Here is a 19,183-nt window from a genome sequence, read left to right as displayed (position 1 = left end):
TTCACTCTTAAAAATGCTACTCAATACACGTTATACACTCAAAAAACCATACTGTATTTTAGGGTATCCGAGAAATATGGTATCATATGCGTCAAGATTCTCGACACTGGATGTCAGTTCCGGCCTTGCGTCCTCTCCCCGTTCTTCATTTGCCCGTTCCAGACAGACATCCCAGTCACTTGGATAAGGATCGGTAACCTGAATGGAGAACAGATCGCCCTCGGTTTCTTCCTGCACCCATCCTGCCAGCTCCTGGACATTTCCCGGTGCAATTACGCTTGGAGAAGCAACGGCATCTACATCCTCTTCCAGAATCGCATTCTCCGCCCAGGAAAAATAGGCTACCAGAATGCTAGAGCCTGTTCCCTGTGTCTCCTCACCGGTCTGTGCCGGATCTTCCTCCGCTGTTCCCTGAACGGTATCTTCCGGATCCGTCTCGTCTCCGGCAGAGTCTGTTCCGGACTGCTGTGTTGTTCCCTGTGTATTGTCCGCACTTCCATTGCTTTCATTGCCGCATCCGGCAAACGTCAATACCATTGATAAAACCAGACATAATGAAATCATTCGTTTTTTCATAAATCCGTCCTCCCATCTGTGTTGGATTCCATTTCATACAGAAGGTTTTCCTTCTATACCTTTATTATACGGACGGTATTTCCCGGAGACAAATACTTATCCTGCATAAGGAATGATACAAAAAATGAATGAAAAATCACCATATCTGCGGTATTCTTTCCGCAAATATGGTGAGATCCCCTTCTCTCCAAAGATCAGTCTTTTTCTGCCCGGCCGGATTTTGGAAGCTCCGGAAATGGAACAAACGGTTTCGGATGTTCTTCATGTTCTCCGATCATTTTCTCCATCCAGATCATGTTATACCATCTTCCGAATTTATATCCGCACTGGTGGAATTCCCCCACCATCCGGTATCCCATGTGGGCATGAAACTGCGCACTGTTCTTCGTCAGATATTCATCTTCCGTCTCCGGATAGCCGATGCAGGCATTCAGGTTCGTGATGTGCTGTGCACGGGCAATTTCTTCCACCGCCTGATACAGTGCCCGCCCAATCCCTGTTTTGCGCATCTGTTCTTTTACATAAATGGAAACCGACGCCGACCAGTCATATGCCTTTCTTCCGACAAAGGAATCAAGATAAACATAACCGGCCACTTCTCCGGCGACCTCCGCCACGAGATACGGATACCGCTTTAATATCCGCCGGATTCTGTCCCTGAATTCTTCCACATCCGGTACTTCGTATTCAAATGTAATTGCAGTCTTCTCTACATAAGGTGCATAGATTGCAAGAAGCTGTTCTGCATCGTCAGGACCGGCTGTCCGGATCCGGATCTTTGTCTCTTCCATCGTGTTGTTCCTCCTTTGTCTGATGAGTTCTATAGTCCAGACACATGGAGACAAAGGTCTGCATGCTTCTGGTAATATATTTGCTTTTATGATAAATAATATTAAGTTTTCTTTCAATCGGCCGGCGCAAGAATGCCTGACAGACCAGACCCTGTTCCAGATCCCGCTTCACAAGCAGATAGGGAAGGACTGCAACGCCAAGCCCTTTTGCCACGCCCTGCACAATCGCCTGGGTACTGGAACTTTCCCATGCCGGATGGACGGTGATCTGCTCCATGTCGAAGCAGGCATCCAGAATCTCTCTTCCGGCGCTTCCCTTTTCCCGCATCAGAAACGGATTCTCTGCCATCTCTCTCAGTGTGACATCGCACTTCCCCGCCAGAGGATGCTCCGCCGGTACAATCGCTACAAGGGAATCCTCCAGAAACGGTACCGCACATACGGAATCTGAAGACGGCTGGTTCTCAATCAGGCCAAGATCAATTTCATTTTCCAGCAAAAGCCTTTCAATCGTTCCCGACTGATTGACGACAGCCTCCATCCGGATTTCCGGGAACTGCTCCTGAAATTCTTTCATCAGGGACGGCAGGATATGAGTCCCGATCGTAATGCTGGCTCCAACCCGGATCGTCCCGATCTCATCTCCGTTTTTCAATTCCTTTTCCATTGCCTCAAACAGGGAGACAATGTGGACGGCGTATCCGTAAAATTCTTTCGCGGCGGCGGTTGGATAAATCCGTCTTCCAATCCGCTCGAAAAAGTGCTGCCCGTAATATTCTTCCAGTTCTTTGATCGTAACGCTCACAGACGGCTGTGCCAGATGAAGCTCTTTTGCCGCCTTTGTGATACTGCTGTTCTGGTAGACCGACACAAAGATTTTCATATGCCGAAGTGTCATGGTTCCTCCATATATAAGAAATTCATTATCTATTTTATAGAATAATACTATTTTTCATATAGATCAAGACCAGTTATACTAAAACAGGAGGGAGGACATTCCAATGGAAAAGAAACATAAGATTCTGTTAAAGTTATTTATATCAACGTTTTATCTCAGTGCTTTCACTTTCGGAGGCGGATATGTCATTGTAACACTGATGAAGAAAAAATTTGTCGATCAATATCACTGGATTGAAGAGGAAGAAATGCTGGATCTGGTTGCTATCGCCCAGTCCGCCCCGGGAGCCATCGCGGTCAACGGCGCCATCGTCGTCGGGTATAAGCTTGCCGGAATTGCCGGAACGATCACTGCGGTCATCGCAACCATCCTTCCGCCTTTTCTTGTGATTTCTGTGATCTCCATCTTTTATGAGGCGTTCCGGGACAATCAGGTCGTAAGCCTTGTACTGGAGGGAATGCAGGCCGGTGTCGCCGCTGTCATCGCGTCGGTCGTCTGGGAGATGGCAGCCGGAATTCTTCTGGAGAAAAAATGGCTCTCTATTTTAATTATGGCGGGAGCCCTCATCGCTGCATCCTGCCTTGGCATCAATGCCGTCGTTATCATCCTTGTCTGCATTGCTGTCGGTCTGCTGAAGACATTTATGCCGGGAAGAAAGGGGGATCCATCATGATTTACCTTCATCTGTTTCTCAGTTTCCTTCAGATCGGCCTGTTCAGCTTCGGAGGCGGCTATGCGGCCATGCCTCTGATTCAGGACCAGGTCGTCACCTTGAATCACTGGCTCTCCATGAAGGAATTTACGGATCTGGTTACCATTTCCCAGATGACGCCCGGCCCAATCGCTATCAATTCCGCCACCTTCGTCGGAATCAAGATCGCAGGGATTCCAGGCGCCGTAGCGGCCACCTTCGGCTGTATTCTTCCATCCTGCATTATCGTCACGATCATTGCAAGACTCTACTTAAAATACCGGAATATGGCAGCACTCCAAAGCGTTCTTTCCACGCTGAGACCTGCAGTTGTCGCTTTGATTGCCTCGGCAGGAATCTCGATTCTGATTTCCGCTTTCTGGCCGGAAGGATCGATCCACTTTGGCTCTACCAACTGGATTCTGGTCGTGCTTTTCTTCTTCTGTTTTCTCTTACTTCAGAAATGGAAGGCAAATCCGATCCTTGTCATGGTACTTTCCGGCATTCTCTATGCAGGTATTTCTCTGCTTATCGAATAAAACAAACGGGAGATCTGTCTTTGATCTCCCGTTCTATCATTCATTTCTAAATTTTAATCAGCAGAGCTTCTTTCCATCGCTGAATGCGTTTCCTACTGCTTCTCCCAGTGCCGTATAGGTATTGTGAACCGGATCAAAGGTAATCGGGCACCATTTAGAAAGATCTACCGTGCCTTCTGCGTCCAGAATGGATTCATCCACACTGACATTGACGATTTCTCCGATGATATTGCCGTCTTCGTTTACTTTTTCCAGCTTACATTCCAGTGCCATCGGCAGTTCATCAATCAGCGGAGCATCTACGAATTCGCTCTTTGTTGTATGGAATCCTGCCTTTGCAAGTTTATCCGGCTCTTTGTTGGCGGATACGATACCCACATAATCGGATGCAACAAGGTTCGCTTTGTCTGCAAAGCTGACAGTAAACGCTCCTCTGGCTTTGATGTTGGCAGTTGTCTTATGTCCTGCGCTTAAACAGAGGACTACCTTTCCTGTATCATAAATTCCGCCCCATGCCGCGTTCATGGCATCCGGGGTTCCATCCTCTCCGTATGTTCCGATAATCAGTACCGGAAGTGGATACATCCATGTTTTCTGTCCAAAATTTTTTCTCATAACGAAAATGCTCCTTTCTTATGCTTGCTGAAAATATGCGTCAATTTCCTGCATCCGGCTCATCTGGTCTACGTGGAACGGACATCTGCGGTTACAGTGTCCACACCGGATACAGTCGGAAGCATTCTTTTCCAGCTTCTGATAATGTCCAACGGCCATGGAATCTCCTGCCTTTGCAAGATCATAGTACTTGTTGATCAGAGCAATGTCAAGTCCTGCCGGACATGGGTGGCAGTGATTGCAGTAGACACAGCTTCCTTCGGCCTCCTTTGGTACCAGTGTTCCGATCACGGAGTAATCTTTCTCTTTATCGGAAGCGTCAAAAAATTCGAGCAGTTTTTCCAGATCCTTTCTATCCCTCAGACCCGGAAGCACCGTCAGCACACCTGGTTTATCCAATGCATACTGCAGGCACTGGTATTCTGTCAGAGCTTTTCCGAACGGCGACGTCCGTTCATCCAGAAGCTGTCCGCCGGAGAATGCTTTCATGACGGAAATGCCGATTCCCTCTTTTTCACAGCGACGGTACAGGCTCATCCGCTCATCGGAAGAGCCGATGGCGTAGTCCCCTTTCTGGTAATCGTAGCACGGGTTGATGGAGAACATCAGCATATCCACAAGTCCCGTGTCAATCGCCGTATTTGCAAGAGACGGCGTATGGGAGGACAGTCCGATATGTCTGACAAGCCCTTCCTCTTTCATTTTCAAAAGATGATCCAGGACACCGTTTTTCCGGTATGCATCCCAGTCGGATTCTTTATCCAGACAGTGGATAAATCCGTAGTCAATATAGTCGGTGCGGAGCTTCGTAAGCTGCCAGTCAATGGATTTCTTGATCTGTTCCACATTGGTCGTCCATCCGTATTCTCCGGATGCGTAGTCGGCGCCGAAATGAATCTGATAGATCATGTCCTTTCTGTGCGCTTCAAATGCTTTGCCATAGTAGGAAAAACATCCGGCCGCTCCGGCCGCCAGATCGATATAGTTGATTCCATTTTCATACGCCATCTCAAGGGTTTCTAATGCTTCTTTCTCCGGCGTTTCCGAAAGATAACTGGAACCGATTCCGATCACGCTGATTTTGTCACCGGTTCTCTGATTGATGCGGTATTCCATTTTTCTTCCTCGCTTTATTCTTACTTCCGGATATTCCCCGGCTCTTACAGTATAAAGCTTTGGTTTTGCAAGATCAAATACTTAATCTGAATAGGAATATATAACCAAAAACTATGTTTACGGCTTAATGGTCTTCACTCTCAGGAAGAAATACAACAGGTGGCATACCCACACAACCGCCAGACAGATCCGACCGGCCGGAACATTGCTCATCATCAGAAATCCCGCCGCCATGACCACAGTCATGGTCCCAACAATCCGAATCTTTGTCCTCATAGTCATGGCACGCTGTTTTACAAAACTGTCCAGATGTTTTTTATAAAGTTTCGTTCCGACAAACCAGTCGTGAAGACGCTTTGAGCTTTTCGCAAAGCAGAATACTGTAGCCATGAAAAAAGGCACGGTCGGAAGAACCGGCAGGACGATTCCTGCCGTGCCAAGTCCCAGGCAGAGAAAACCCAGTATGATCCAGAAAATCCTGAACGGATTCTTATTCTTCATTATTATTTCACTCCCGTTAAGCCGGACCGGATGTGAGCTGTCACACGGTCAGGACAAATTTTTTTCCTTCAATGGTTGTCACTCCCAGAGAGATCCCGTACAAATCCCGGATGCATTCTTCTGTAATCACTTCATCCGGAGCTCCCTGAACTGCAACCTCCCCCTCTTTCAGGCCGATGATGCGGTCTGAAAAGTGGATCGCCTGATTCATATCATGGAGCACCATGATAATAGTGATCCCATACTCCTGATTGAGTTTCTTCACCAGTTTCAGGATCTCGATCTGATAACGGATATCCAGATAGGTGGTCGGTTCATCCAGAAAAAGGATCTTCGTATTCTGCGCAAGCGCCATGGCGATCCACACCCTCTGACGCTGTCCGCCGGAGAGACGGCTTACTTCCCTGTCCCGGTATTTTAAGATATTGGTAACCTCCATGGCCCATCGGATCATTTTTTCATCCTCGTCGCTTCGTCCCTGCATCATCTTTCTGTGAGGAGTTCTTCCAAAGGATACAAGCCTCTCCACAGTAATGTCATCCGCGGAGGAATTATACTGATGGACAATGGACACCCTCTTTGCGAAATCTTTCAGACCCAGATTCTGGATATTCTTCCCGTAAAGGAAAATATTCCCTTTACGCGGATAAAGATTCTTGGTCATCAGATTGAACAGGGTTGATTTTCCGCACCCGTTCGCTCCCATGATGGTTGTGATCTTCCCTTCTTCTATGGTAAAAGACGTGCCCTTTAAGACTTTATTTTTCCCGTAGGAAAAAAACAGATCACGCACTTCCATGGACGGTTTCCTCTGTTTTGTATCAGGCTGCATATTTCTTTGACCTCCTTAACAAAATGATAAAGAACGGACCGCCGATCACGCTCATTATAATGGACGCCGACACTTCGTAAGGTGCTGCCACGGTCCGGCCGATGGTATCCGCAAGCAGAAAGGTAAATGCACCTGCCAGCATGGAAAATGGTACCAGTGCCCGGTGGTCGCTCCCGACAAGCAGCCGCCCGATATGAGGTACGATAAGCCCCAGGAAGCTGACAGCTCCCACGACCGCTGTAGAGATACTGGCCAGAAGCACCGCAACCAGAGAAACCAGAATCCGAATCAGATTTACGTTGACACCAAGACTTCTGGCTGTCTTGTCTTCCAGAGACATCAGGTTGCACATCTTTGTAAACAAAAGTGAAAGGACAAGCCCTGTAATTACATAGGGGAGAAGGGTCTGTACATCTTCCCATGTTTTCTGAGTGATATTCCCTTCCACAATGGATGCCACACCGGAGGAAGTTCCTCCGCTCATTGCATTCAGGGCATCTGAAAGACCGGTGAACATGGCGCTTACCGCAACACCGGTCAGGATGATGCGAAGCGGGCTTAATCCTCCTTTCCACGACAGACTGTATACCAGAAAAAAGGCCAGTACCCCGCCTGCGAACGCGAAAAGCGGGGTAAAGAAATAAAGGGCCGGCAAGAAGGCCGTGATCAGTACCGCGACAAAACCGGCTCCTCCGGAAATCCCGATAATTCCAGGGTCTGCCAGCGGATTTTTCAGCACTGCCTGGAAAAGGACGCCCGAGACCGCTACTGCCGCCCCTGCAAACAGGGAGATCACGATCCTCGGGAAACGCAGGTCATAAATAGCCGCCACATCATCGATCCTTTTGATGAACAGTCCCCTGAACAACTCTGAAGGAGACACCTTCAGGCTTCCGATATTGACGGACACAACGATCAGCAGCACGAGCAGGACTCCTGTGACGATAAAGGAGGCTGCCGTCCGGGCTGTTTTTCGTTTTTTCCGGCTTTGGTCCTGCCTGCCGGATTCTTCTCTGTCTTCACTCATAGCTCATCCTCCTTACTTTTCCTGTTTCTCATCCTCTTCATTCTCCGGATAAAGCATCGGCTGGAGTTCCTCCAGTGCTTCCGGATAATTGAAGTTCGCGCTCATACCAAAGTATTCATAGGTCAGATCGTATACCCGTCCGTTCTTCACAGCGTCAAAATGCTGCCAGATATCATCAGTGGCAAATTCTTCGTTGAACATCTCCACGATCTGATCCGGGAGCGCATGTGCCGCACGCAGAATCACATCCGGCTCTTTCGTCTTCATATCCTCGGTATTCACCGTAAGGAATTCCTGGTCCGTCCCGGCGTAGACGTTCTCACCCCCTGCCAGTTCCACCAGACTTCCCACATAGGAATTTTCCGTGGCAATGATATAGCTTCCCGGAAGACCCATCAGGATCAGAACTTTCGGAGCATCCTTTCCTTCGTTCTTATTTTTGTAATCCTCATAAAACGCCGTAAACTCGTCCACCATGGTCTGTGCCTGCTCTTCTCTTCCAAAAATTTCGCCCAGTTCCTGAATAGAGCGGTACATCCCCTGAACACTTCTGAGATTTAAAAATGCCCAGTCCGTATTGATGGCTTCGTATTTCGGCTGCAGATCCGACTGAAGGGTGGCAGGACTCAAAATCCAGTCCGGGTCTAAGGAAGCCACAATCTCCATATCAGGAGCCATAGCGGTTCCAACTTCTTTCACTTCGTCATACCGCTTCGGAAGTTCCGAAACAGAGCTTGAACATACGCCGGTCAGGTCGAGCTCCAGCCGGTCACAGATCTCTGCCGTAGAAGGAGATGTGGCAATAATCTTCGGTTCTTCCCCCATTCCCTTTACTTTGGCTTTTGCTGCTTCTACAGCGGCCTTTTCTTCCGGATCTGTGATTTCAAGCATGGTACTGACACTCCCGCTCTGCGTGGAAGCACTGTTGTCCTCCGTAGTTTTATCTGTGTTTCCAGCGCTTTGATCCACACATCCTGTAAACAGGCTACAGGAAAGAACCGCAACGGCTGCAAGTACGGAAATTCTGCTTTTTCCTTTGATCTGGCTATACTTCATCGTCATCATAACCTCCGCCCCAGCGTTTCCAGTTCTTTCGAAAGAAAAAGATAATCACTGCCGCTGTACCCATCAGAATCAGCCCGGAAACTGTGACTGCCGCTCCGACGGCAAAAGGCCCGCCTGCACCGGAACCCGCCGTCTCTTCCGTCTCTTTGGATGCATCCGCTGCCGTGGAAAGACTTAATCCCTGTGCCTCATCAAGTTCCGTATCCGTAGATGCGGCCGGCTGAGCCGCTTCATCTATGGAACTGGACAGTGCCGGTGTCTCCGTACTTCCTTCTCCGGATTCTGTGTCCGTATTTCCGGAGGACGTCAAACCGGAACTGCCTGAAAGTGAGGAACCTGACAGATTTGAACCGCCCCCGGTGCTTCCGGTATCCGCATTTCCGGTTTCTCCTGATCCACTTTCCGTGCCTGCACTGCCGGAGCTGTCCGTTGTCGCTGTTTCTCCGTTTCCGGATGCTTCTGTCACCATGGTCGCATTCATATTTGTATTGTTCCCGGCAGCGTAATCACTCGGATACAGGTAAAAGACCACGTCTCTTCCCATAGGTGCCACGTACATCGAGCAGCGGACTACACAGTTCTCGCCCGGCACCTGCATACAGATGTCTGCTGTGGTGCCATTATCATCCGTTCCATTTCCGGTTACTCCAACCGCCGGAGTCGCCCAGCCGCTGTCGCCTACATTTTGCACCCAGAAACTGTGTCCGGAAGTCTGATCCATCAGGCTGAACCGGACTGTCAGATAGTATTCTCCGCTGTCCGTCAGTTCCAGAATTCCCGTTGTGTACACCACTCCGTCTACCATGCCCTGACCGGTGGCGTAAGATGCCTCGCCGCCGGAATCTTCTATTTCACCGGTAACCGGATGGGCGTAGCATGGATGAACCGTACAGGTATAAACGTTCCCGGATGCCGCCTGTACCGGGAATGCTGTTGTCCACACTCCTGCAAAAACAAAGAGTACAGCGGCCAGAAACCCGATTCCTTTATTTTTAACTTTTTTTCTTATCTTCATCTATTTTTCCCGCCTCTGTTCCCTGTCTTGTTTTCTTTTCCGCCTGCCGGAACGAACAGTTGTCAGTACACCCGCACCCAGACAGATGCATCCTGCAGCCAGTACTGCGATCCACAGACCCGAGTTTGAAGAAGTATCATCTGTCTTTACACCGGATGCAGACTTCAGACTGCTTCCTCCAAGAGAACTTCCGCCAAGGGAACCGCTTTTCAGCGAATTGCCGCCAAGGGAACTGCCCCCAAGGCTGCTTCCACCCGGAAGCGTACTGTTTCCAAGCCCGCTTCCCCCTGTCAGTCCTCCCTGACCGGAACCGTCATCCTTGTCTCCCGTATTATCGTTATTGGTTCCCGGTTCATCGTCATCTGAAAACGACGGATCATCTTCCTCCGCAGCTTTCAAAGTCGCCCAGTCAAGAGCCAGATAGACTGACTGGTCACCCAGACCTTCAGATATCGATTCCATCACCGGCACATAAACTTTGAGAGGGACAAATCCATCATCCAGAGCTTCCGGAATCAGTTTGAACGTAACAAGATCCGGATAGTCCGTACCGTATTCATCACGGATCCGGTCACCGTTTTCATCTGTCTGATAAGAGTCTACCACTGCATCTTCCAGTTCTCCCTGAGGATATCCGTACTGATCTTTCGTATATCCGGTAAGAAAATACTGAAGCCCGCCAAGATACCCGAGTTTCCCGCTGATATTCATCCCTTTCATATCCAATGTGACTGAATAGACGCCATCTTTTACAGTCAGCCTGATCGTATGGTTGATGGCATTATCTGCCATGGAAAGTGTGGACTGGTCCACCTTTACCATCCTGCCCGTCACTGCGTAAGTGCCGTCTTCCAGGTTGTGAATATCCAGTTCTGTGTCTCCCGGATCCTCCGGATCCTTCGAGTCCTCCGGTTTCTCTTCCTCATCTGTATTCTCTGTTTTATCGTCATAGGTAATGGTAAAGGTTGCGGTTCCCGTATAATTTCCCGGAGATGCCGCCGCAACATCTTTTCCTTTGATAGTAATATTACCGTTCAGTACAATCCCCGTCTCTGTACCGCCCGCTTTTGCCGCTCCGGTACCCGAAGCTGTCTGTGAGCCAAAGTCATTTCCAAAAGGAAGCGTTTTCTGTCCGCTGTAAAGATTTCCGCCCGCCGGTGCACTTACCGTGACCGTCTCGCCCGGTTCAACATCAGATACACGAATTTCATAGGGCTGTACATTATCGACAGTTGTCTCCAGTTTTCCCATGGAAAGGGATTCCGGGATCATGATCATGCCGTCCGGCTTCGATGCCTGATTGGAAACATTGGCAGTAATTTCCATAGACTGCTGTCCGGTTTCTCCGCTGCCGTGTCTTGTCAGTGTATTCCAGTACATGGTAACGATAGTTTTTACGCTGAACTTTCCGTTTTCAAAGTGTATGCCGTTGATTTCGCCGTTTAAGGCGCTCATAGCCGGTACATAAATCTTAGTGTTGTTATAATAATACCGGCTCAGCCCGGTAAGCGGAAATGTGACGTCCGTCACCACTTCATAATCTCCCCGCTGTTCCGTTGCATAAGTTACGTTCTCCATGGAAAGTTCCCCGGCCGGATCGTTGCCTTTATAATAGCCGTTAAACCCGAGGATATACATCGGTTCCTGTTCCGTTCCGGAAACCATCGTGTAAGAAAGACTCATTTGTCCGTCTTCACTGACCGTCAGAAGAGCTTTTGCCGTTTCAGTCTGAACAAGGCTGTGGTCTACCACGTCGCTTCGTACTGCAACGGTCACGTCATATGTGCCCGGATCCGGTAGTTTCTCCGGAACATCCTCCGCAGACTCCTCAGCAAGGTTCAGACCCAGTGCATCTGCGACTGCCTCCTTAATTCCATTGGAGGAATAGGTCGCGCCTGCCACGGCATCCAGATCCCGGATACCCTCTGCGTCGTTATCCGTCAGTCCGGAAAACATCCCGGAAATGCCATCAATGGCGGTCTTTAGTTTGCCCTTGTTTACCTCCGCATATGTTCCGCCGAAATTATCTCCGGTAATCGTCACATCCGTGATTTTTCCGTCTGTAACAGTTACTTCCGCATCAATATCGTATTCGCCAAACTGGTCGATATGATAAGTTCCGCTTTTGATATACGATCCGCTCTTCTCCCCTGGCGCCGCTTTTGCCGCTCCTGCCGGAGTCAAGGCTGTCATAGCAAGCAGTCCTGCCAGGGCAAGGGCGGTCCATCTCTTCCTGTTTCTTTTTCTTCTCATTCTTTCCTCCGTCCGAAACTATCCGTTTTTGAAAAACAGAGATCCCCACAAGATATCGTGCGGGGATCTCTGCATCGTTCGGCTGACATATACTAGTTCGCCGCGTATGAAATCATAAAGGTTGTTGTTCCTGTGTAGTTTCCGGCTGCCGCTTTCGCCACATCTGCGCCGCTAACTGTAAGCTTTCCGCTCAACGTTTTGTCCGCCACATCTTCTGTTACGCTCTGGCTGCCAAAGCTGTTCGCAAATGCAAGTGTATTATCACCGTTTGTCAGGCTGCCGGCTGCCGGAGCAGAAATCGTCAGTGTACCATTCAGATTTGTTGCGTCAACATTTAATGAATACTCCATCGCTGTATCTTTATCTGCACTCAGAGTCCCCATACTTACAGTTTCCGGAACAGTTACCGTATATTCCGGTTCAGCAACTGTTTCCTTCACATCTGCGGTAATCTGCATATTCTGCTGATTCTGTGTGTCCCCTCCCGGTTCCTGGCTTCCGCCTGCCGCCTGCAGATCAGTTACCTTTACAAAGAAATTCTGTGTTGAATTCATAACCACATTCACATAGGCGCTGGCCGCTACTTTACCGGCCTCCAGATCATCCAGCACATCCCGCGGAAGCTCCACAGTAAGCACCTGGGTCGGCAGAACGTCTCCGGCATTGACGCCAAACAGCGCTGCATTTGTATCAAATTCTTTTTCCGGTTTTGTAGTAATGTCCGATTCTGCCTTATATTCTGTTCCGTCTACCGTAAATTTCACATCTTTTACAGTTCCATCTGTACCCTGATCCGGGAATGCCGGGATCGGGTAAGCCACATAGAATGTAAGCTCGGCAGAATCCGCCGTCAGTTCTACATCTGCCTCATGTACAAAAATCGGATCACACATGCTGTTGTTTCCTGTTCCGTTCGCATTCAGGAAATGGATTTCTCCTGTATAGCTGCCGTCCGCCGGCTCCGCTGCGAATGCGGTTCCGCACAGCATCGTAGATATCATCGCCGTTGCAACGGCACCGGATAAAATTTTTCTGAATCCCATAATTGATTCTCCTCTCTGTTTATGTTTTTTGTTTATGCTAAAGTGCTTTGCACTGTAACATCATCAGTATCTTTTTTCACGCAGTTCTTATGTGACTACAAGCGTGCAGTTGACTTCCGCCCCGTTCCTTGGAGTCATCTCTTCGTCTGCAGTAAATGTTTCATACTTCACCGTCAAGGGATATTCCCCCGTCTCCATCTCCTTTTCCAGCGTGATCTCATAGAGACTCTGTCCCGGTTTGATTATTTTTGACGTGTAGATAGTCTCCTCTGTCTCAGGCAGATAAAAGGAAATCCGGAAATAGACCTGATTCTCTTCCGGGTTATTCAGCTCAACAGACACATCTTTTGTTCCGGAAGGAATTTCTATTGATTTGTATCCCGGAATCCGGATCCCCTCTCCCACGGAAGGAGTTGTAGATTCACTCTCCGGCTTTTCCTGATCTTCCTCAAACGCCACATCATAATTGGTCACTTCTTTTGGCCTGGTATAGAACCAGATGCCTGCGGCCGCAATTATCACCAGAAGGATCAGGATCCCGATTTTTTTCTTACTCTTCATATCATCTTTCTCCATAGTTAATTCAGTTAGTTATTACTAACTCTTGTTTTAAAAAGAATCTCACATAAACAAAGAATGAAATATGTGAGATTCATACACCGGAATTAGTTTCAACTAACTTTCGTAATAATATCATACCATTTCTATTTCTGTCAATCCGTGCTAATGATACTAATTCTCATTTATTCTATTTTCTGTTTCTTCTGTTTTCCGGGAATCCACGCACACCGCATGAACCGCGAACCGTCTGCTATATCCGCTGTCAGTGCATGTGGAAAGCGTCATTACTTTATGACTGCTGTCCGGATGAATTCCTGTGTCGATCAGAGAATTACAGACCATACTGTCAATCAGCTTCTGATATTTCTCCCCCGGTTCATATCCGATCTTATAGACATCCCCGCCGTTTTCCGCTTCGTGGCAGGCAAAGATCTGATACCGGTATACTGCCCCTTCTGTGTACAGGGTAAAATACGGATTTTCTTCCCAGAATTCTTTTTTCCGGTATTTTTTCAGGCCGCCGAACATGCTCCCGTCATTCATGTTATGCCCGTATATGACTGTATAATAATCCGTGAAATCCGGCCGGTTCAGTCCCTCCAAAAAGATGCTCCCAGCGATGTGGGATTTGCCATATAGATCCCGTCTCAAATATTTCTCATTATCTCCCGAGTAGAAAACCGGATAATCGATTCCTGTATTTTCCGGATCATCCGACCGGATCCATGCCACGATATCCGGATTTTCTTCTCTTAATTCGTCAAACCGGATCATCACATCCGTGAGCCACCAGTCTTTTTCCTTTTCCTCACCGTCCTCTTTCCGGATCTTTGTATAGCTTTCTCTCAGGTTTTCATAGGTCCGGGATGAATTATGTTTATCAAGATAATCCGGGAGAATGTTCCCGAGAGAAAGACTGATCAGCACAAGGGATAACGGGATCAAAAGTTTTGACAAACTGAAATGTTTTCCCTCTTTACAGTCCTGCTTTTTTCTTTTCATTTTCATTTATGCCGCTCTCTCTTTTCGGTATCTCCTGACTATGATAAATAATCTTTGATATTTTCTTTCCCTTGCCAAGATAACCACATTTTCTGACTCCATCCCGGACAATCTGATCCAGCTTTTCTTTTGGCATCCGGAACACAGTACTGTCCTCCAGAATAATCTCGCATCCCTCTTCATCTGTAAGATCTTCTGCACATTCCACTTTGTACATATTTTTTCTGTTGATCGCCCCGATCTCTTCCAACGCATTGATCATACGGTAGACAGTCGCTACTCCGATCCTGTTGTCTTCCCGCGAAGCCTTATAAAAGATTTCCTTGCAGCTTGCACAGTCATTTTCCAGAATAATGTCAATCAGTATCTTCCTCTGTCTTGTAATACGGCATCCGTTTTCTTTCAGTCTCTCAATAATTTCATCTTTTCTGTTCAAGATACTATCCCGCTTTCTGCCCGTAAAACGTCGGAACCTGCACTAATATGTTAGCCATATCTACTCCTCCATACACTGCTGATTATCATTATTCTGTCATATTTTTCTTTCCTTAAATTAGTATAGACTAACTAAATTGAAAAATCAACAATTATTCATGTTGTTTTATATTTGACATGGTATAAAAGAATCCTGTTAACAGAAAGAAGGAGATTCCGCACACAACGTGAATCTCCCTTTTTGAATGATTTTTATTTCTTTTCATCAGTCAGCAGATTTCTCATGCTCCTGAGACTGATCAGTAAAGTCGATGTGTTATGAAAAAGAGCCGACGACGTTGGCTGAATCATGCCTGCAACGCCAAGAAGGATCAGTCCTGCATTGATACCGATGATCTGATGATAGTTTTTTACGACCCGGTTCATCATTCTGTTTGCAAGATGTTTCAGTGTAACCAGTTCCCGAAGGTCTTCCGCCGCAATGGTAATATCGGCAATTTCCCTTGCAAGTTCTGCACCATCGCTGATAGCAACACCTACATCCGCCGCAGACAGGGCCGGAGAATCATTGATTCCGTCCCCGATCATGATCACCTTATGCCCCAGCGTCTTCTCTTTCTCCACAAACCCCGCTTTTTCTTCCGGGAGCACTTCCGCATAATATTCGTCTACGCCGACCCGCCGGGCGACTGATGCTGCGGTCTTCTCACTGTCACCAGTCATCATAACGGTTTTCTTTATTCCCGCCGCTCTCAATGCCCGGATCATATCCTCAGCCTCTTTTCTCAGCGGATCTTCAATACATATCACTGCCGTCAGTTCCTGTTCAATGGCAAGATACAGATGAGAATATTCGTCCGGCAGTGATTCGAATCTGTCCCGGTATTCCGGACGGACTTGACATGCTTCATCGTCAAATACAAAATGGCTGCTGCCGATTACCACTTTTTTCCCGTTAATATGGGAAGAGATCCCATGGGCAACAATATATTCTACTTTGGAGTGCATTTCCTCGTGGGCAAGATTCCGTTTCTTTGCAGCATCCACTACGGCTTTTGCCATGGAATGAGGGAAATGCTCCTCCAGGCACGCTGCAATCCGCAGGCATTCTTCTTCCGGCACATCACCAAACGGAACCACTTCTTTCACCGTTGGTTTCGCCTTTGTGAGCGTGCCTGTTTTATCAAAGACCACCGTGTCAGCTTCCGCGGCCGCCTCAAGGAATTTTCCGCCTTTCACGGTGATCCCGTATCCGCCTGCCTCCCGGATTGCTGAAAGTACGGTGAGAGGCATGGCCAGTTTCAGTGCACAGGAAAAATCCACCATGAGCACGGATAAGGCTTTGGTTACATTCCGGGTCAAAAGCCATACCCCCGCGGTTCCAAGCAGGGTATACGGTACGAGCCTGTCGGCAAGATGTTCTGCTCTGCTCTCCATAGAAGATTTCAGCTTTTCAGAATCTTCGATCATTGCCACGATCTTTTCAAATCTGGTGGAACCTGATACCGCTTTTACCAGAACATCAAGTTCCCCTTCCTCAACTACTGTACCCGCATAGACGGACTGTCCCTGTACTCTGCGTACCGGCATGGCCTCTCCCGTAAGAGAAACCTGGTTTACCATCCCTTCTCCACCGGATACTTCCCCGTCAAAAGGAATGACATTTCCCATATGTACGGTCACTATGTCACCTTTCCGGATCTTGTCGGCCTTTACAAGAATTTCCTGTCCGTCGCGCTTCAGCCAGACTTTCTTAATATTCAAAGACATGCTCCGCGCCAGATCGCCAACTGATTTCTTATGGGTCCACTCTTCCAAAAGCTCTCCGACTCCGAGAAGAAACATCACAGATCCTGCAGTATTAAAGTCCCGGCGCAGGACAGAGACGCCGATTGCCGCTGCATCCAGAAGTGGGACTTCTATCTTTCTTTTTCGGATGCAGTGCAGCCCGGCTGCAAGATATTTTAAAGACCTGGCCGTCACAACCACCGCCCGGAGCGGTCCCGGAACCAGAAGCCGGCATCCGTAGTGCAGCAGCATTTTTGCAATCAGCTTTTCTTTATATGCCGCATTCAAAGATCTCCCGGAATTCCGGATCATGTTTTCCGGTACGTTTACCTTTTCGTACCGGAATTCCTTCAACATCCGGATCAGTTCACCACGGTCTCCTGTATAGCAGATGACAGCGTCTGAGGTGCGTTCATACACTTTGACATCTGTTATATTTTTCTGCCTGTCCAGATACCAGAAAAGAGTATCCGCCTCCTCACATGTCATTTTCTTCTGAACGATGTGAATCCGAAGGCGGCCCTTGATCTCATGCTTGATAATATATTTCATGAGCGGTTACATCTTTCCATTGTCAGAAGAGGCCGCACCGTCTTCTTCCGCCTCCTGGACTGCCGCTTCTTCCACTGCGGCTCTTTCCTCATTGATCTGCTGTGCTTCTGCAAGAATATCCTCTGCGTTTTCCTGAACATTCGTTACCGTTTTCATCACGCAGTCCTTTGCGCGCAATGCAGCCGCCGTACACGTTGTATATACTTTCTTTGCATCTTTACTGGATAAAATCTTTACCCCTGCCGTCCCGAAAAGGACTCCTCCTGCGAATAATCCGATTTTCTTCATCAATGAATCACTAAACATATGTTTTACCTCCTGCTATAAATTTTTTTGATGTTTGAATTACTTATGCTTGTATCCGGTATAGAATACCATTATGAAACAGAACACGGCAGCCCATGCCCAGAATCTATGCTGCTTCATGCGCCATCACTTCCTTTTTTAATGAATTATCATAAGGATACTCTATAAGCATAGCAACACATTTTCAGGCTAGTCAAACCTAACCGGTCTTGTTGATAAATCTTCTCAATATCGCATATAATCATCGATGTTCCCTTAAGTTCTATAACAAAACGGACCGAGGAGATCTGCTCTCTTCGGTCCGTTTGCCATATCTTAATCTATTGGGTTCCTGACGATTACGCCATCTGCGTCGCTGCGTTTTCGATACAGCGGTTTGCATTCAGGCTTCTCGGATATCCGATGTACGGAAGAATCTGAGAGACAACCCGTACAAGAAATTCTTTGTCATTTCCCAGATTCATATTTCCGATGGCATGGGATGTCAGCTGCGGCTCACAGCCTCCCTGTGCCGCCAGAAAGCAGAAGGTAATCAGCTCTCTCTGCTTGAGATCCAGTCCTTTTCTTGTATAAATATCTCCAAAACAGTTGGATGCAAGCCAGCGGTTGATATGTCCGGCTTTCCATGCTTCCAGCATCTGCGGTCCGAAGATTTCAGCCTGGGCGGCAGCTCCTTTTTCCAGACGGTCTTCCATCGTAGTCGTTCCACGGTTCTCCTCCGGATTCGGGATTCCGTTTGCTTCAAACACTTCATTGGTTGCTGCAAAGAATGGAAACACTCTTCCAAAACCAAGATAATCTACTGCCTGATAAACGACTTCTTTTACCATCGCCAGAGTCAGGGCGCTTTCGACTGCCTTTGGCAGATAATACCGGTATGCGTCAACGGACTGGCTTCCGATCAGCGCAGCAAGGACTGCAAGATATCTGGTGGTCTCATCCAGTGTCTGTCCCGGTTCGTTTACAACCTCGTTATATGCAAATGCTTCCCACCGTTCCATAAATTCTGAATCTGTCTTGTGAAAATTCATTGTTTCTGTCATCGTTTCTGCCTCCTGTTTCTATGTGAATTTCAGGCTCTCCACCTCTTCTTACAGTATAAAACTCCGGTTTTGCAAGATCAAATACTTAATCTGAATAGGTATATATAACCAGAAACTTTGCTTCCGGCTTCAGCGGCCCGTAAAAATACGATGCGGTCGCGCCTCCGTCAATGAGTATATCCGCTCCAGTGATGAAGGTCCCCTTTTCACTCATCAGCAGTTCCGCCACATTGGCCACCTCATCGGCAGTTCCCGGGCGGCCTGCCGGGCATTTAGCGAACATATTTTTATAGAAATCTCCACGTGGACCGTTAAACTCATCTATTGCCAACGCGTCACGATAATGCCGGGAGAAATGGAATTGATACGTGTCTTTGATCTTTTCCGGCTGAAGGATATCCAGCTTCAAAAGTTCCTCTGTCGGTATACAGGCAAGCATTTTACTTCTAATGTCTGTTTTCTTACATATGACCAGATTATGATTGTTTCAAAAGTGCCCGGTTCATATTGAACCGGGCGTGGTATCTAAATATA

The 19,183-nt window shown here is 47.8% G+C and carries 20 protein-coding genes and 1 pseudogene; 2 read left to right on the top strand and 19 right to left on the bottom strand.

Going from position 1 to position 19,183, the window contains the following annotated elements; translation table 11 throughout:
- Positions 1 to 30 precede the first annotated feature (30 nt).
- From B5G11_RS12900 to B5G11_RS12890, 3 genes are all read right to left on the bottom strand, one after another.
- Entirely contained in the window at positions 31 to 576 is a 546-nt protein-coding gene (locus tag B5G11_RS12900; protein ID WP_087254444.1) for a hypothetical protein, read from the bottom strand.
- A gap of 194 nt (positions 577 to 770) precedes the next feature.
- Complete coding sequence (locus tag B5G11_RS12895) at positions 771 to 1,367, bottom strand: GNAT family N-acetyltransferase (RefSeq protein ID WP_087254442.1); 597 nt, start codon at positions 1,365 to 1,367, stop codon at positions 771 to 773.
- On the bottom strand, positions 1,327 to 2,265 hold the full coding sequence (locus tag B5G11_RS12890; RefSeq protein ID WP_087254439.1) for a LysR family transcriptional regulator: 939 nt from the start codon (positions 2,263 to 2,265) through the stop codon (positions 1,327 to 1,329). The genes B5G11_RS12895 and B5G11_RS12890 overlap by 41 nt, the downstream gene beginning before the upstream one ends.
- 103 nt (positions 2,266 to 2,368) lie before the next feature.
- Here B5G11_RS12890 and B5G11_RS12885 point away from each other — a divergent pair, with 103 nt between their 5' ends.
- Positions 2,369 to 2,938 carry a chromate transporter gene (locus B5G11_RS12885; RefSeq protein WP_087254436.1) on the top strand — a complete coding sequence of 190 codons (570 nt, stop codon included), beginning with the start codon at positions 2,369 to 2,371 and terminating at the stop codon, positions 2,936 to 2,938.
- Complete coding sequence (locus B5G11_RS12880) at positions 2,935 to 3,495, top strand: chromate transporter (protein WP_087167918.1); 561 nt, start codon at positions 2,935 to 2,937, stop codon at positions 3,493 to 3,495. Before B5G11_RS12885 ends, B5G11_RS12880 begins: the two co-directional genes overlap by 4 nt.
- A gap of 57 nt (positions 3,496 to 3,552) precedes the next feature.
- Here B5G11_RS12880 and B5G11_RS12875 read toward each other — a convergent pair whose 3' ends face one another.
- The 16 genes and pseudogenes from B5G11_RS12875 to B5G11_RS12800 all read right to left on the bottom strand — a co-directional run.
- Positions 3,553 to 4,110 carry a flavin reductase family protein gene (locus B5G11_RS12875; protein ID WP_087167919.1) on the bottom strand — a complete coding sequence of 186 codons (558 nt, stop codon included), beginning with the start codon at positions 4,108 to 4,110 and terminating at the stop codon, positions 3,553 to 3,555.
- 18 nt (positions 4,111 to 4,128) lie between these two features.
- Positions 4,129 to 5,226, bottom strand: coding sequence for an aldo/keto reductase (locus B5G11_RS12870; RefSeq protein ID WP_087254433.1), 1,098 nt, complete (start codon positions 5,224 to 5,226; stop codon positions 4,129 to 4,131).
- A 117-nt stretch (positions 5,227 to 5,343) separates the two neighbouring features.
- Positions 5,344 to 5,727 (bottom strand): YbaN family protein, encoded by a 384-nt coding sequence (locus B5G11_RS12865; protein ID WP_087254430.1) that lies wholly within the window; start codon positions 5,725 to 5,727, stop codon positions 5,344 to 5,346.
- Positions 5,728 to 5,767: 40 nt separating this feature from the next.
- Positions 5,768 to 6,559: an ABC transporter ATP-binding protein gene (locus B5G11_RS12860; protein WP_242959062.1), complete on the bottom strand. Its 792-nt coding sequence runs from the start codon at positions 6,557 to 6,559 to the stop codon at positions 5,768 to 5,770.
- Positions 6,549 to 7,586 (bottom strand): iron ABC transporter permease, encoded by a 1,038-nt coding sequence (locus B5G11_RS12855; protein WP_087254427.1) that lies wholly within the window; start codon positions 7,584 to 7,586, stop codon positions 6,549 to 6,551. Before B5G11_RS12855 ends, B5G11_RS12860 begins: the two co-directional genes overlap by 11 nt.
- A 12-nt stretch (positions 7,587 to 7,598) precedes the next feature.
- Positions 7,599 to 8,648, bottom strand: a complete 1,050-nt coding sequence (gene isdE / locus B5G11_RS12850) for a heme ABC transporter substrate-binding protein IsdE (RefSeq protein ID WP_330680196.1) — start codon at positions 8,646 to 8,648, stop codon at positions 7,599 to 7,601.
- A complete protein-coding gene (locus B5G11_RS12845; protein WP_087254425.1) occupies positions 8,632 to 9,666 on the bottom strand; it encodes a heme-binding Shp domain-containing protein in 1,035 nt (344 codons plus the stop codon). Before B5G11_RS12845 ends, isdE begins: the two co-directional genes overlap by 17 nt.
- Entirely contained in the window at positions 9,667 to 11,919 is a 2,253-nt protein-coding gene (locus B5G11_RS12840) for an NEAT domain-containing protein (RefSeq protein WP_087254422.1), read from the bottom strand.
- Between the two features lie 92 nt (positions 11,920 to 12,011).
- Positions 12,012 to 12,962: a hypothetical protein gene (locus tag B5G11_RS12835; protein ID WP_087254419.1), complete on the bottom strand. Its 951-nt coding sequence runs from the start codon at positions 12,960 to 12,962 to the stop codon at positions 12,012 to 12,014.
- A gap of 87 nt (positions 12,963 to 13,049) precedes the next feature.
- Positions 13,050 to 13,523 (bottom strand): hypothetical protein, encoded by a 474-nt coding sequence (locus B5G11_RS12830; protein WP_242959061.1) that lies wholly within the window; start codon positions 13,521 to 13,523, stop codon positions 13,050 to 13,052.
- 171 nt (positions 13,524 to 13,694) lie between these two features.
- A complete protein-coding gene (gene srtB, locus B5G11_RS12825; RefSeq protein ID WP_087254416.1) occupies positions 13,695 to 14,531 on the bottom strand; it encodes a class B sortase in 837 nt (278 codons plus the stop codon).
- Positions 14,500 to 14,961 carry a transcriptional repressor gene (locus tag B5G11_RS12820; RefSeq protein ID WP_087254413.1) on the bottom strand — a complete coding sequence of 154 codons (462 nt, stop codon included), beginning with the start codon at positions 14,959 to 14,961 and terminating at the stop codon, positions 14,500 to 14,502. The genes srtB and B5G11_RS12820 overlap by 32 nt, the downstream gene beginning before the upstream one ends.
- A 251-nt stretch (positions 14,962 to 15,212) precedes the next feature.
- A complete protein-coding gene (locus B5G11_RS12815) occupies positions 15,213 to 17,300 on the bottom strand; it encodes a heavy metal translocating P-type ATPase (RefSeq protein ID WP_087254410.1) in 2,088 nt (695 codons plus the stop codon).
- 6 nt (positions 17,301 to 17,306) lie between these two features.
- Positions 17,307 to 17,606, bottom strand: a complete 300-nt coding sequence (locus B5G11_RS12810) for a DUF6110 family protein (RefSeq protein WP_087169497.1) — start codon at positions 17,604 to 17,606, stop codon at positions 17,307 to 17,309.
- 338 nt (positions 17,607 to 17,944) lie between these two features.
- A complete protein-coding gene (locus B5G11_RS12805) occupies positions 17,945 to 18,649 on the bottom strand; it encodes a carboxymuconolactone decarboxylase family protein (protein WP_242959060.1) in 705 nt (234 codons plus the stop codon).
- An 85-nt stretch (positions 18,650 to 18,734) separates the two neighbouring features.
- A pseudogene (locus B5G11_RS12800) lies at positions 18,735 to 19,091 on the bottom strand (SDR family oxidoreductase); the annotation flags it as partial.
- Between the last annotated feature and the right edge of the window lie 92 nt (positions 19,092 to 19,183).

The sequence above is a fragment of the Drancourtella sp. An57 genome, assembly GCF_002161525.1.
GTDB classification, from domain to species: Bacteria; Bacillota; Clostridia; order Lachnospirales; family Lachnospiraceae; genus Sellimonas; species Sellimonas catena.
Note: the sequence above shows the minus strand (reverse complement) of the source record. Positions and strands in the feature narration are given on the sequence as shown.